Source organism: Paenibacillus contaminans (assembly GCF_003285015.1).
GTDB classification, from domain to species: Bacteria; Bacillota; Bacilli; order Paenibacillales; family NBRC-103111; genus Paenibacillus_V; species Paenibacillus_V contaminans.
This window is the reverse complement of sequence record NZ_QMFB01000008.1, coordinates 189499-204164: the sequence shown is the minus strand read 5'-3', so window position 1 is coordinate 204164 and position 14666 is coordinate 189499. Positions and strand designations below refer to the sequence as shown.

The 14666-nt window shown below is 52.4% G+C and carries 12 protein-coding genes; all 12 read right to left on the bottom strand.

The window, feature by feature from the left end:
- Positions 1-75 precede the first annotated feature (75 nt).
- Positions 76-1809: a sensor histidine kinase gene (locus tag DQG23_RS15795; protein ID WP_113031822.1), complete on the bottom strand. Its 1734-nt coding sequence runs from the start codon at positions 1807-1809 to the stop codon at positions 76-78.
- Between the two features lie 42 nt (positions 1810-1851).
- Entirely contained in the window at positions 1852-2736 is an 885-nt protein-coding gene (locus DQG23_RS15790; protein ID WP_113031821.1) for a carbohydrate ABC transporter permease, read from the bottom strand.
- Positions 2737-2754: 18 nt separating this feature from the next.
- Positions 2755-3660 carry an ABC transporter permease gene (locus DQG23_RS15785; protein WP_113031922.1) on the bottom strand — a complete coding sequence of 302 codons (906 nt, stop codon included), beginning with the start codon at positions 3658-3660 and terminating at the stop codon, positions 2755-2757.
- Positions 3661-3749: 89 nt separating this feature from the next.
- The gene (locus DQG23_RS15780; protein WP_192894599.1) at positions 3750-5414 is read right to left on the bottom strand and encodes an extracellular solute-binding protein; all 1665 of its coding nucleotides are present in this window, start codon (positions 5412-5414) and stop codon (positions 3750-3752) included.
- A gap of 1236 nt (positions 5415-6650) precedes the next feature.
- Positions 6651-7547 carry a phytanoyl-CoA dioxygenase family protein gene (locus tag DQG23_RS15770; RefSeq protein WP_113031818.1) on the bottom strand — a complete coding sequence of 299 codons (897 nt, stop codon included), beginning with the start codon at positions 7545-7547 and terminating at the stop codon, positions 6651-6653.
- Positions 7548-7722: 175 nt separating this feature from the next.
- Positions 7723-8514, bottom strand: coding sequence for an AraC family transcriptional regulator (locus DQG23_RS15765; protein ID WP_238177902.1), 792 nt, complete (start codon positions 8512-8514; stop codon positions 7723-7725).
- A gap of 70 nt (positions 8515-8584) precedes the next feature.
- Positions 8585-8725 (bottom strand): hypothetical protein, encoded by a 141-nt coding sequence (locus DQG23_RS42145; protein ID WP_158560548.1) that lies wholly within the window; start codon positions 8723-8725, stop codon positions 8585-8587.
- 40 nt (positions 8726-8765) lie between these two features.
- The gene (locus DQG23_RS15760) at positions 8766-9587 is read right to left on the bottom strand and encodes a metallophosphoesterase (RefSeq protein ID WP_113031817.1); all 822 of its coding nucleotides are present in this window, start codon (positions 9585-9587) and stop codon (positions 8766-8768) included.
- Positions 9588-9681: 94 nt separating this feature from the next.
- Entirely contained in the window at positions 9682-11409 is a 1728-nt protein-coding gene (locus DQG23_RS15755; protein ID WP_113031816.1) for a glutamine--tRNA ligase/YqeY domain fusion protein, read from the bottom strand.
- A gap of 311 nt (positions 11410-11720) precedes the next feature.
- On the bottom strand, positions 11721-12593 hold the full coding sequence (locus DQG23_RS15750; RefSeq protein WP_113031815.1) for a LysM peptidoglycan-binding domain-containing protein: 873 nt from the start codon (positions 12591-12593) through the stop codon (positions 11721-11723).
- A 95-nt stretch (positions 12594-12688) separates the two neighbouring features.
- On the bottom strand, positions 12689-13411 hold the full coding sequence (locus DQG23_RS15745; RefSeq protein WP_113031814.1) for a YwaF family protein: 723 nt from the start codon (positions 13409-13411) through the stop codon (positions 12689-12691).
- Positions 13412-13860: 449 nt separating this feature from the next.
- Positions 13861-14496 carry a serine/threonine-protein kinase gene (locus DQG23_RS15740; protein WP_113031813.1) on the bottom strand — a complete coding sequence of 212 codons (636 nt, stop codon included), beginning with the start codon at positions 14494-14496 and terminating at the stop codon, positions 13861-13863.
- Between the last annotated feature and the right edge of the window lie 170 nt (positions 14497-14666).

The following is a 14666-nucleotide window of genomic DNA, read 5'->3' as shown; positions in this document are numbered from 1 at the left end:
TATAAGTTGAACCAATGAATGCGGAGACCCTAACATGCCGAAAGGGATTTCCACTTCGCAAGCGGTATACTTGCGTCAGCTCAAGCCGAACAATATTTTCACCTGCAGCCCGCCAAGCTCCGAGCGCGCCATCGTAATGCCGAACTCGGGCCCATACCGCAGCTGGATGCGTCTGTGCACGTTGACAAGCCCCGTCGTTTCCTCGAGCCGGCCTTCGGACCGTTTCAACCGGCAATTCAGCTTGTAGATGTCTTCATCCGAAATCGCGTTCCCGTTGTCCTCCACATAAAAGGCCAAGCCTTCCGGCTCCCTCTCGCTGTGCACCCATAACTCGCCTTCCGTACGCATGTTGCCCAGCGCGTGCTTGTAGGCGTTCTCAATAATCGGCTGCAGGACGAGCCGGGGGACGCTGATATCCGGAATATCCCCGTCGAATTCCGCTTGAATGCGCTCTCCGTAACATACCGATTGCATGTCAACGTAAGTGCGGGAATGCTTCACTTCAAGAGATAGCGGGATTTCGTCTTCGTCATTGCGGGTTATGAAATGAAAATATTCGCCGATATATAAGCAAAATTGGTAAGCTTTCTCCTTCTGCCGGTCGGACTTGATCAAGCGGCATAAGACGAAGAAGCAATTGTACAGAAAATGCGGGTTGATTTGCGCCTGCAGCCGCTTCAGCTCCGAACGCTGGTTGCGGATTTGCTGCTCGTAGTTTTCCTCGATCAGTGTACGCAGCGATTGCACGGTATCGTTGAACGCTTGATATAAATACCCGAATTCGTCATGCCCCCGGTCGATCGCAATCGGCTCCAGCCTATTCTGCTGAACGCGGCGGAACGAGTGAACGAGCCGCATGAGCGGGCGATAAATGAGCCGGAACAGGAAGTACGAGAAAAACAGCACGACAAGCACGGCAAGCGCGCAAGCCCACCAGAACCAGATCCGGTATTTCTGGATCGGCCCGAGCACGTTGGCTTCGGGAATCAGACTGACCGAATACGAATTCCAAAGCGGAGAATATTTATAAACGGCGAGGTAGCTGCTGCCTTCGTACCTCACCGTCTCGTAGCCTTCTTTTTTCCCTTCGGCCTGATTGCTTCGGATGAAGCCTTCGACCGTCGCAAGCAGCGCCGGGTCGTTATCGGCTTGGATATGCCAGCCGCGGTCGATGTTGTACAGCACGCTTTTGCCGCCGATCGAGCTGCCGATTTGCGCCAGCGACTCTTGAATCTCGGAAGCGGAAAGCTCGACGGCGACGACGAAGAGCGGCTCTCGCTGCGTATTCGCCGGGTACTGCATCGATATGAACAGACGGTCGTCATAAAAAATGAACGGCTCCTCGTAAGTCCGGTTTTTCAGCTGCATCGCCTCAAATTCCTGCCGGTCGATCTCGGTTTCATACTTGGCGCTGAGCAGCGTTCGGCCGAGCAAAGGAATATAAACCCGCGCTTCCTGTATGAACGGGCTCGAGTCCTTCATCAGCATGAGCCTCTTTTGAATGTCCCATATTTTTTGCGAACGTTCGAAATGAGACAACTCGTCGCCTGCCGCCGCAATTTCCATCAGATCGTCGTCCGTCACATACTTCGGCAAATACTGAACGATTCGGTCCGCTTCTTTATCGAGCGATTCCAGGTAATATCTGGCCGTATTCAAGGTCGACTGGGATATTTCCCTGCGGATGCTGTCCGAGCCCTTGTCGTTGATCAGCCATGTAATGGCCATCAGCGGAAGCAGCACCGCCATGAACGCGGCCATAATTTTTTTGAAAATCGAAGAGTCCCTCAATTGGAAAAAGCGCTTCATCGTCCGTTCACCCGCTATGTGTTGGTTGAGAATACTGGTTTCTTATTCTTTGACACTCCCCATCACAATTCCTTTAATGAAGAACCGCTGCAGGAACGGGTACACGATCAAAATCGGAAATGCCGCCACGAAAATTTGCGCCGCCTTGCTCGTACGGTCCGACAGCTTGATGATGAGCTCCGCATCCTGCGTCTTAAGAAAACGGTAGTCGAGATTGATGATGATCGTTTGCAGGAACGTTTGCAGCGGATATTTATCGGGCTGATTCATCAGCAGCATGCCGTCGAACCAGCTGTTCCAATGGCCGACCATCGTGAACAGTCCGGTCGTGGCGAGCGCCGGCAGCGAGAGAGGCACATAAATTTTCCATAACGTCGCGAAGTGTCCGGCGCCGTCGATCCGCGACGATTCCTCCAGCTCCTTCGGCAAACTGCGGTAAAAATTAAGCAGCAAGATGACGTTGAATACCGCCAAAGCTCCCGGAAGCACGAGCGCCCATATCGTATTGATTAAACCGAGCGATTTAACCGTCAAGTACCAGGGAATAAGGCCGCCGCTGAACAAAATCGTAAATACGAACAGCCAAACGTAAAACGTCCGCAGCCGGAACTGGCTCGTTTCCTTCGACAGCGGATAGGCCGTCATAATCGTCAGAAACATGCTGATCGCCGTTCCGAGTACGACCCGTACAAGCGTTACCCGAAAAGCGCGCAAATATTCCGGCTTGCCGAACACGTTGTCATAAGCGGCGGTCGTAAAATCGACGGGCCACAGCACGACCTTGCCGGCCGAGGCCGCAGCTCCCGAGCTGAAGGATAACGCCAGTATATGAATAAGGGGCATCAGGCAGGCAAACGAGATTGCCGCCAAAATCAAGACGTTGCCCCCTAAGAACAGCCGTCTTCCCAAAGAGTTTTTAACATGCATACGGCACCTCGTAGGTTCTTAAAATATGCGATAATTCGCGAATCGGTAAGCCAGGAAATACGAAACAGAGATGAAAAGGAAGGAGACGATCGATTTGAGCAGGCCGACTGCCGTTGCGAACCCGAATTGGGACTGCTGAACACCCATTCTATAGACGAACGTATCGATAATATCGGCGCTTTCGTAAACTTGCGGGCTGTACAGGTTGAATATTTGATCGAAGCCGGCATTCAGCACGTTGCCGATGTTTAACGTAAGCATCAGCACGATGATCGGCATCATGCCCGGAATCGTAATGTTCAGCGTTTGCTTCCAGCGTCCCGCTCCGTCGATCTCAGCCGCTTCATACAGCGAAGGATTGATGCCGGTCAATGCCGCCAGATAAACGATCGTACCGAAGCCGAACTCCTTCCAGACGTCCGAAACGACCATGACATAAGGGAACCAGCGATTATCGCCCAGGAAAAATATCGGCTCGATGCCTAACAAGCCGAGCACTTGATTCACAAGCCCGCTGGACGGGGAAAGCACGTCGATCAGAATGCCGCTCAGCAGCACCCAGGATAAAAAATGAGGCAAGTAAACGAGCGTCTGGAACGTCCGTTTGATCCATGGCCTGCTCAGCTCGTTAAGCAAAATGGCGATCGTAATCGGGACGAACAATCCTGCAATGATTTTCATAACGGCAATATAAACGGTATTGAAAAAAACGCGTCCGATATCGGGATAATCAAATAAAAACCTGAAATTTTTCATCCCGACGAACGGCGAGCCGAATAGGCCTTTGGTCGGAATGTATTTTTGAAAAGCCATCAAGATGCCGGCCATCGGGATATAACTGAATACGATAACGAAAACAAGTCCCGGGATCAGCATCGCATGAAGCGGCCATTCCCGTTTCCACATGCGCGAGATCAAGTTCATCATGCACCACCGCCTACCACGATATACTTTCTGAAAAATCAATAAAGAGGGATCGTACCTTAATCCGATCCCTCCCTCCCTGCAAAGACTTATTTATTCTTCGCGTACCAGTCGTTCACTTCTTTGGTAATTTGATCGCCGCCCAGCTTCTTCCAATCGCCGACAAATTTGTCGAACTCGTCGATCGGCACCTGGTTCATGATGATTTTGTAGAACACCTCGTCACGCTTCTTCTCGAGGATCGCATTTTTCTCGACCATCGTAGGCGTCGGCGCGCCGAAAAACTTCGTTTGCTGGAACTGGTTGTTCGCTTTCATTTGCGGATAGTTCGACACGGAGCCCTTCGGACCCGAGATCAAATATTCCCACCACATGGTCGCATCGCCGTTCACGTATTTCATGGCGCGGCCGTACCGGGTTTTCTGGTCCTTCGTTTTCGCCATGCTCTCGTCTTTGTTCGCGATCGCCGTCGGGAGCACTTCCCCGTTCGTGTTCGTTTGGTTGTAAACCGTCAGCGGGTTAAGCAGCCAGTAGTTGTTTCCTTTTTCCTTGCGGTCCTTGCCGAATTCGTAAACCTTGTTTTCTTCTGTCTGGTTGTTGTCTACGACAATCCAGTTGTTGAGCAGCCGGATAACGGCTTCCGGATTTTTCGCTTTTTTGGATACGACGTAATATTGATCCGCGCCAAGTCCGATTTGCGCCTTCGCCGGCTTGTCGTCGATCGAAAGCAGCGGGAATACGCCCCATTCCTGCACGACCTTGCCGTCCTTAACCGCTCCAGCCGCCAGATGCGCCGGCGCCCATTCGGCTCCGTACACGATGCCGATGCTGTTGTTATAGAGGAGCTCGGACGCCTTTTGCGTATCCTTAACGCCGAATTCCGGATCGATCAGCCCTTTTTTGAACATATCCTGCAGCGCTTGCAGCGCATTTTTCATTTCAGGCTGGACGTAGCCGAGGACCAGTTTACCCGAACCGTCGTCAATCCACGTGTCCGTATAGGCATGGAAACCGTTCATAAAGCCGATCATCCCGGTTACGCCGTCTTTAAAATCTTTATTCAGCGCGAGTCCGTAAGCTTTACCGGTGCCCCCCGGATCCTTCGTTTTGAACTCTTCCGCGATTTTGATCAAATCCTGCATCGTTTTCGGCTCGGGCAAATTCAGCTTTTTGAGCCAGTCGGTACGGACGTATACGAACTGCGAGTTGAACGGATTGGACGATCTCGGAATGCCCATCAGCTTGCCGTCGAACGTTGCCGACTTCATTTGAAGGCCGCCGTCCATTTTCAAAAATTTCTTCGTATTTTCAGTAGCGAACTTATCGTAAACTTGGGTCAAATCCATGATCATATCGGCTTCGATCAGCTGCTGGAGCTGGGTCGCATCGACAGGGAAAAAGTCGGGAATATCGTTGGAGGCGATGGCCATTTTCAGCTTTTCCTTGAACTGGTTCGCATCTGCGGCAACCCATTTGTTCGTTACCTTGACTCCGGCGTCTTTCTCGTAAGCGTCGTATACCGCATTTTTGTCGAAGCTTTCGCCTTCGTCGAATTTCAGATACGGATCGCCTTCGCGAACCGTCGAAACCTCCAGCACCTTCTTCGTATCCGGAGACGCCGATGCGGAAGCAGCTGCCGACGGGGACGCCGATGCGGACGGCTGCGGATTGTTTTCCGTTTTGCTGCTGCAAGCCGTTGCGGCAAGACTCGTGATCAAAGCTGCGGCGAGAACGCCTTTCCCTTTCCATTTCATATTCATATGACCCCTCCTATTTCGCTTTTCGTGTTCATTAGAAGTCTGCGCGCGTTTCAGCTTCCTTTGATAGCTTAAGTATAAGAATAGATGACCGCCGCATCCATATACTACTCTTTACTTGCGATATACACCTATTGAGGGGGCAGCGGGCAGCAAAGCAGATAACCGTATTTGTGGTTCCGCGCGTTGAAGCTTTGGAGCATCGGCCGCAATCGGCCGCAATCGGCCGCAATTCCCGATACTCTTAGCATATCCGTAACGATTATCCTTATGGGGATCAAATTCGAAATGACCATCGCTACGCCAAAAACGCCGCAGCTTGGCTCAGGGCCAGCTTACGGCGTTATGTTGGCAGGGCTAAAGCTAACTCGCTCGCCGCTTCTTTCTTTGCACGGCGAATAAGCTCCTTTTACGCGCGTAAGCCACTGCCTGAGGTCGGGTCGGGGACGTCATACAGTGGCTTACTCTTACTGTTTGTTATTGCGTTTGCTACTGCTTCTGATGCTCTAGTAGGTTAACCACATCAAATTCAAGGTATAAACGCAGCTGCGCTGCATACGAACCTGCTGTTTAACTACAAGCAATCACGAAAAGCCGGGTAGCAAACCTTAGTTCAAACGTGGTCAAACTACTAGTACGCCATCATGTCTTATCTTGCAGCTTGCTTATTCATGAAGGAGTTTTAACGGAAGCTACAGCCCTTATCCTGCTTGAAAGGCCATTTCCCAAATCTAACGGAAGTTAGTGCCCTTTTTAAACCGTTTTCCCGTGAACGGATTCACCAATAGCGGCGCTCCGTTCCGTTACATTTTAAAACTGCCGTTTTCGCCGAATTAGAGGCTGTGGCTTCCGTTAGTGATCCTCATAATGAGGCAATGTTTACTATTCGTGAGGCAAACTTCACTATTTCAAGCCGAAAACCCGTGTTTTGGTGAGATAATGAGGCAAACGCAACTAATAGTGAGACAAACGAAATGAATAGTTGAGTTTGCCTCACTGATGAGCGAGAACGAGCATTTTACCTGTGAAATAGTGAGGACAGACTCATGAACAATAACGTTTTCTCCACTAGTTGCACGGTTCGTGCATAACCATTACCATATCCGCGTTTGCATTCGTAACCGGGTCATCAGTCCCTAGTTTTAGACTTGATGGTACTACCGCTGCAACATACTTCCCGCTGTTCAGCGCTTGCTGCTCGCATACCGCTTACACCAAGCCGCCGGCCGTTTGCTACACGCCCCACTCCTTGCGCGCTTCCGCCACCGGTTTAAAAGGCGTTTGGCCCCAAGCGTAGTGGCCCTTCGGCTTTTTGCCGATCCAGCGCTCGTCGACAGGCTCGGAAGCGAGCTGATAACGAGTGTCCGCACTGATCCGGAAACGGTTTGTCGTGTTATTAAGCGAAGCGTGCATCATGAACATCCCGAAAATGATCGCGTCGCCCGCTTCAAACGGGGAGGTCGCCCATTGTCCGCCGTACGCGTCCACGATTTCCACCGGATCGTCGGAAAACCAGCCGGTCGCCACATTATCGCGATCGACGTCCATTTGGCCGTACGTCTGCTTGATTTTCTCGTAGCTTTGCGAGCCGAGCAGCATCGCCAACGTTCCGAGCTCAAGCGGAATGTCGCTGAAAGGGGTCCACATCGTATAAACATCCTTCGTTCCGCGTCCCATGTAGACGATATCGTAATGCGCGCCGGTATTGCCGCCTTTGGCGATCGCGCGCGGCCATTTATAATCGTAGGTCATAGCCGGACCGCCGAGCAGCCGCTCGAAGAAAGCGAACACCTTCGGCGAATTGACAACGTTCAGAAAATGCGGAAACTCCTCCTGCAAGTCGTCGGCGCTTTTGCCCCACATGCCGCCTTTGTTTTCCGGTCCGATAACGCCTTCCTCGAGAGGTGAATTCGGGTCTACTTTACCGGCAGCCTGCAGCGATTTCAGAAACTCCATTCTCGCCGCCAGCACCTCTTCGCGATTATGAAACCCTCTGATCAGCAGGTAGCCGTCCTCTTGCAGCCGCTTCCGAAGCGCCTCCGTATCCTCCAAAATATCGTTCGAATCGCGCAGCTCCGTCAAATATTTGCCGCCTATTTCAAGCTCGCAGCTTCCGATTTGCACCTTCATCGTCGTTTCCCCTTCCTCGTTCTGAAGTGTTCTTGCTTACTTCAAGAATAAAGAAAAGGCGGGACAAAGTCGTTAATGAAAACCGTACGCCATTTACGCAAAACCGTACCGTATCGAAGCTGACTTGAACCGTTGCAATTTGCTTTCCCATAACGATTGTTGATACGCGACGAATTTACTGATGGAACAGCCGCTGATTTTTGCGCCAGTCGGAGGGCGACCAGCCCTCCAGCTTTTTGAACCAAGAGGAAAAGGAGTGCAGCTGCGTAAACCCGATCGATTCGGCGATCGTCTGCATGTCCTTCTCCGTCGAGTTCAGCAGCCATTTGGCCTCCGTCAGCCTGCATTGCTGCTGGTATTGCTTCGGCGTCATACCGAACACCTTGATGAACCGCTTGCGGAAGCCCTCCTCCGAAAGCCCGGCCATGCCGGCCAAATCGGCGATTTGCAAGCCGCTGTTCAAATTTCCCCGGATATGATCGGCGATGTGCGCGATCGACAACGCCTGCCGGTCCGTCTGGGCATGCTCCGAGATGAAAAGAAGCAGCATGGCGAGCCAAGCCGTATAATTCCGGTCCGGCTCCTTGAGCGGAGAGGATGTAACCCGAAGCCAATGGCGAAACAACTGCTCGTACTGCTCCTGGTTGAAATGCGCAAACGTAATGATCGTCGGCCCGCCGCTGCGGATTAACCGGTCGAACAGCTTTTTCGTATCGGGCGGCAGCCCTTCCGCCAAAATAACGCCGAAGCGGATCGGCGATCGGGCGTGAAACGAATGCGGGATATCGGCGGGAATAAGCACCGTTTGTCCCGCGCTGACCGAAGCCTCCGCGTTTCCGTACCGGAATGTGCCGCTTCCCTCCAAAATATTCGTAATTTCCACGCTCGCATGCTGAAAATAGCCGAAATCCTCCCAGTCCTTTCCATGCGTGCCGATAAAGCTTCTAATATGCAGCTGCTCCGCCACCAGGCTTCCCTCCAGCCGGTTGTTTTGGACTCATGGTAGCATATCCTTGGCATGTGCGCCAATGGAACTGCTATTTAGGGGTACGGGCAGCTAGCGCTACCATGTTCGAGCTTTGTTCCTCGCCGGTCAGCTTGCCGAGAAAGGGCAATATATGCTCTTGTCCATATTGATACAACAAAGCTTCCGCTTGAAGCACGCAGCTTGAAGACATTGACTTGCCTCCGCTTCTTAGTATTCGGTCCATGCCCGAACTATGTCCTCGGTCTTGATCCCCCGACCCGGAACGCCGCGATTTCGGGCCGGCTGCCTAACCGCAGCGGGATCAGGACGGTGCCGAGCCCGCGGTTGATGTAAAAGCTGCGATTCGTATCCAGCTGCTTATGGCCGATATGAAAATGGCCGTATTTGCCATGCTGCCGGCCGAACAAGCGGATTTGGCCGCCATGCGTATGCCCTGCCATGAGCAGGTCGAAGCCGATTCCGCTGCGCTCGAGAAAATGGACGATATTCGGCGAATGCCCGAGCGCTATCGTATATGCGATGTTTTCTTTCGCGGGCGGACGCGCCTCTTTCTCGTTCCCATAGAAAGCATTGTCATAGCCGCAAACCGCCACTTTGCCGCCCTTTAGCGGTACGACGGCACATTCGTTCTCCAGCGTGACGATCCCCGCTTGCCTCAGCCGCCGCATCGTTTCCGCATATTGCTCCGGGGTGTACATTCTTTGGCGTAAACCTATGTAGTCGTACCACTCGTGGTTGCCCGGTATGAAAAAAATATACTTGCACTTTATTTGGCCAAGCTCTCGCAGCACCTTCGGCAGCTGCCATAAATGATTCGTCAGATCTCCCGTGACGCAGACGATGTCGGGCTTCAGCTTATTGACCATGCCGCTTATATTTCCGTTCAAAAACGTCGTTTTGCCGTGAACATCGGAGATTTGCACGACCGTCAAATCCTGCTTTAGCGCGGAAGGACGCTTAAGCATCGTCCACGTCCTCTGTACGACCCAAGTTTGGTGAACGTAGAGGGCCAGCGCGAGCGAGATTCCTGCAGCAGCCAAAACCGCCGTCATCGTACCCCTCCTTTGAACATAGTCGCTTGATAAACAACCTATAATACGAAGAAGGCTGCCGATTTATTCATCAACAGCCTTCCCATCTCACTTCTTATACTTCAAAAGAGCTTTTCAGCGACACGATCAGGTTAAATACCGGCTTCTCCGCCGTCGTCAGCTTCGGATCCACATTAAAGTAGCCGTGCCGGAAAAACTGGAATTTATCCTGCCCCTTCGCATCCTTCATATTAGGCTCCACGAAGCCTTGCACGATTTCAAGCGATTTCGGATTGAGTTTGCTCAAGAACGAAGCGTCCACATTGCCGGCATCCGCTTCTGCCTCTCCGGAGGCTTCAACCGCGGTCGTTTGCTCTTGAACGGCTTCCTCGGCTGCCGCTTCCGCCTTCTGCGCGAACAGCGGCTCGAACAGCCGGAACTCGGCCGGCACCGCTTGGCTCGCCTCGACCCAGTGAATCGTCCCTTTCACCTTGCGGGCATTAAAGCCGGAGCCGGATTTGGTTGCCGGGTCATACGTACAGCGCAGCTCGATGACTTTGCCGTTCTCGTCCTTGACGACCTCTTCGCATTTGATGAAATAAGCGTGCTTCAAGCGCACTTCATTGCCCGGGAACAGCCGGAAATATTTCGGCGGCGGATTCTCCATGAAATCTTCCCGTTCGATGTAAATTTCGCGCGAGAACGGAATTTCGCGGCTTCCCATCTCTTCGTTCTCCGAGTTGTTCTCGGCGGGGAGCATTTCCACTTGGCCTTCGGGATAGTTCGTGATGACGACCTTGAGCGGATCGATGACCGCCATCGTACGCGGAGCCTTCAGCTTCAAGTCTTCGCGGACAAAATGCTCGAGGTACCGCCAATCGACGACGCCCGGACTTTTCGTTACGCCGGTTTCGCGGCAGAACGTACGAATCGCTTCCGGCGTAAAGCCGCGGCGGCGAATGCCCGACAACGTCGGCATGCGCGGATCGTCCCAGCCGTCGACGACATTTTCCTGCACCATCAGCTTCAAATAACGCTTGCCCATGATCAAGTCCGTCAAACGCAGCTTGGAAAATTCGTATTGATGCGGACGGCTCGGGGTCTCGCATTCCTCGATGACCCAGTCGTAAAACGGGCGCTGGTCTTCAAACTCAAGCGTGCAAATCGAATGCGTCACGCCTTCGATAGCATCCTCCAGCGGATGAGCGAACGCGTACATCGGATAGATGCACCATTTATCTCCCGTATTGTGATGAAACGCACGGAGCACCCGGTAAATCGCCGGATCGCGCAAATTGATGTTCGGCGAACCCATATCGATCTTGGCGCGGAGCACCTTCTCGCCGTCCTTGAACTCGCCGTTCCGCATGCGCTCGAACAAATCGAGGTTCTCTTCCACGGAGCGATCGCGGTACGGGCTGTTTTGTCCCGGCTCCGTCAGCGTGCCGCGCGTTTGACGCATTTCGTCCGCCGACAAGTCGCACACGAACGCCTTGCCTTTCTTGATCAGCTTTACCGCATATGCGTACATTTGCTCGAAGTAGTCCGAAGCGAAAAACAATCCGTCCCAATCGAAACCGAGCCATTTTACGTCCGCTTTGATCGCTTCAACGAATTCCACGTCCTCTTTGACCGGATTCGTGTCGTCAAACCGCAGATTCGTCCGCCCGCCGAATTCGTCGGCCAGCTCGAAGTTCAAGCAGATGGACTTGGCGTGCCCGATATGCAAATAGCCGTTCGGCTCGGGAGGAAAACGGGTGACGACCGTGTCCACTTTGCCCGTATCCAAGTCTTCCTTCACGATTTGCTTAATAAAATTCGTAGCCGCCGGCTTGTTTTCCATACGATACCTACCCCTATCTTCTCTTCAATGATATCTCTATATAATAACACAAAGTTCCATAAATTTTTCAACATCGAATCGTAGTCCGCCATTTCCGCCGAAACGCAACCATCATCCGGTCATACCGAAATTCACGATTCGCATCTATACGGGTACCTTGACCACGCATACAGAAGGAACTTACTTTACCTATCTTTTGCCGATAAAACGCAAAAAAGACCGCGACCGCACCTTGAAAAACAGATGCGGCAGCGGGCTTTTTAAGGCTACGATCAGCCCGACATGCACGGCTAGGATAAGCTTCAGTCCGCTTAGCGGATCGATTCCCAATACTTCAGATGATTAAACGGATCGATCGTTGTCCAAGGGGAATTGTTCGTTTTATAAATGCCGAAATGCAGATGCGGCACAAATTGATCGTCGGTGCCTTCCGGGCCGTAACCCGTGCTGCCGACGTAGCCGATCAACTGGCCTTTGGCGATTTTGACGCCTTTGGCCATACCGGACGCGTAAGCGGACATGTGCGCGTAATAAAATACCGTCGAGTCGTCGACTCTTACCGTCAGCCGCCAGCCGCCCATTTCGTTCCAGCCGTAGTTGATCACTTCGCCTGCGGCGACGCTGTAAATCGGCGTTCCTTTCGGCGCAAAAATATCGACGCCTTCATGCTTTCTCTCTTCGTAGCCGGATTCGCTCCAATAACGCTCGTCCGCATAGTTGTTCGAAAGCTTCTCGTACGTCCCCTTCGGCAGCGGGAAAAATCCGTCTGCGAACGTCGACGGACGCGCCGGTCCCGAAGGCTGCGTTTGTCCTGCCGATGTACGTCCGGGCACGTTAAGCACATAACCCGGTTCAATATAGTTTGGGTTCCAAATTTGCCGGTTCGCCGCAATCAGCGACTCCAGCGAAACACCTAGCTTTTGGCTTATAATCCACATTGTTTCCCCGTTCTTCACCGTGTATGTACCCGTTCCGGATACGTTCAACACTTGACCGGGCATAACCATATCGGAAGTCAGACCGTTGTCCGACTTTAACTGTTGTACGGTCGTTCCCTGCTTCGAGGCGATCTTCCATAACGAATCTCCCGGTTGCACGGTATAAGATGCCCCTAAAGCGGTTGCAGCGAACAAGGACATGGAGGCAACGGCAATAACGGTGCTTGCGAACAGTTTCCTTTTCATCCATTCAGCTCCTCTATGATGTTATGAATCTATCATAGGCTAAGGAAAGGGCAGGTTGAAAGGGAAAAATATTGGTAATTCGGCTTGAGTAGGCCTCACTTGGAACTGCCGGTAGCGGCTCTGCGGCGAATAAAAGGAAGATACAGGATAACGAAAAGGACCGCCGCCACTCCCTCCAGCGATACCAAATACCACGGCCATGGCCCCAGAAAATTGAGCAGCGAATCCCCTGAGGGTTTTTCCGCGACAAACAGGTAGTTTCCTCCCGTTATCCAATTCACCGGTACGATAACCGCCAGCAAAACGTTCAGATACAGAAGCGTTCTCCAAATCGAATGCCATGTCGGCCGGTAGCCGTAAACCCAAGTCATATATAAGGCGACCCACACGATAGCCCCGTGACCGATAAAAAAGTAAAAATAAGTGAAATGGGGAAAGCCGGACAAAATCGCCGCGGGCGTCAACAAGGCTTGAACCGCTCCGCCTACGCCTGCAAAGTATAAAAATTCATACAGCCGGTAAGAAGGATAAAACAGCATTACAATCGTCAAAATGTAGCTGATGCTGCATAGCTGAAGGGGGAGCGACTGCTCCGGAGAAAACTGCCCGTAATACAAATACCACACGTACAGCAGCACTTCCGACAAAATGAGCAGTATGCCGAGCCCAACCCTTATCGTCTTTTTCCAGCTGTCGCCGCCCAACGGCTCCCTATAGCGATAAAGAAGCAGCACAAGCAGAACGATTACGGCAAGCGGGATCAAATGCTGTGCAGTAAACATCGCGAACGGATAGCCGCTTTCGGAAAACCAGTCCATAGACACCCCTCTTTTCTTTAAACGTCTAGAACAGCTGCAGCTCTTGCGGAGAACCGCTTGGGTCTATTGTATCTTATATGCGCCACATCCGGTATCCTAAAAATTCCAAATGACTGCCTGCGAAATCGCATGCAGGGAATTCGCTTAAAGGCCTCGTTGATAGGCCCGCTCCCATGCAAGGATAAACGACTACGCCGTCTTAACGCTTTCGAAAAAAGCGACTTCGTAAGTATAAGCTAAGGACAGGCTCGGTTACCGAGAAGTCGAACAATCAGCGGAGGATATGCTTTCTGCCCTGTAATAACGATAATTCATTCATCAATGGTGCCGCGAAGCGGCATGGAAGTCTGAGACTGCAAAAAAGCCGCCGGCTGCCGGCAGCTTACTATTTGAAATGATATTGGCAGGTAAAAACTATGCCGGGTTTGCGAAGCAAAACGGTTTACCGGCTAACGCCGATACCGCCGCAAAAGCCGGTACCCCCGGCGCACGCCGTTCAAAATCATTTCCGGCACCGGAAAAGGCCGCCGGAGCAAGAGCGGCGCGTATATCGTCCGGTAAGCCGCTTTAAAATCATCCCACATTTCGCACGAATCTTGCTTCAGAAAATCCGATACGTCGACTACTTTGCCGCGTCCTTGGTCGACCATTACATTTTTGCCGTGCACGTCATGCGGATGGAGTCCCCGCTCCCTTGCATAATCGAGCGCTTCGTCTATATCGCGGATCGCCTGCTCCGGAATGCGGATCCCCCTGCGCAAGCAATCATAAAGGGTCACGCCATGCTGCCTCTTAAGAATCAAATAGTTATCCCCTGCATGGTAACAATACGAATATGCAGGATGACTGCCCAACCGTCGGTATACCTCCGCTTCCTCACCCACGCCGCCGCGGCCCGGCGCATATACCTTCACGGCCCGCTCCGGCTCGTCCGGATGAAAAAATACGGCCGCATAATTGCCCTTACCGAGCAGCTTCCACGGCTTTGGTACGAAACGCACGCTAATCGGGTGGTGATCATGCTGGCTCTCCAGATGCAGCTGCGGCAGTAGTCCCTCTTCGATAGCTTGAACCAGCTTTTTCATCGCATCCGCACTCTCCCAGACTGTCTTCGATAGTTTCATTATAACACTTGGGGAGCGCGGCGATAACATCCGTGGGTTCGGCAGCCCAAACCGAACTGCATTCGAAGAGACAGGCACGCGGTTCGGTTGACGTTTTAGTGCCGGTCTAACGCGCATCGGGCAGCCGTGGA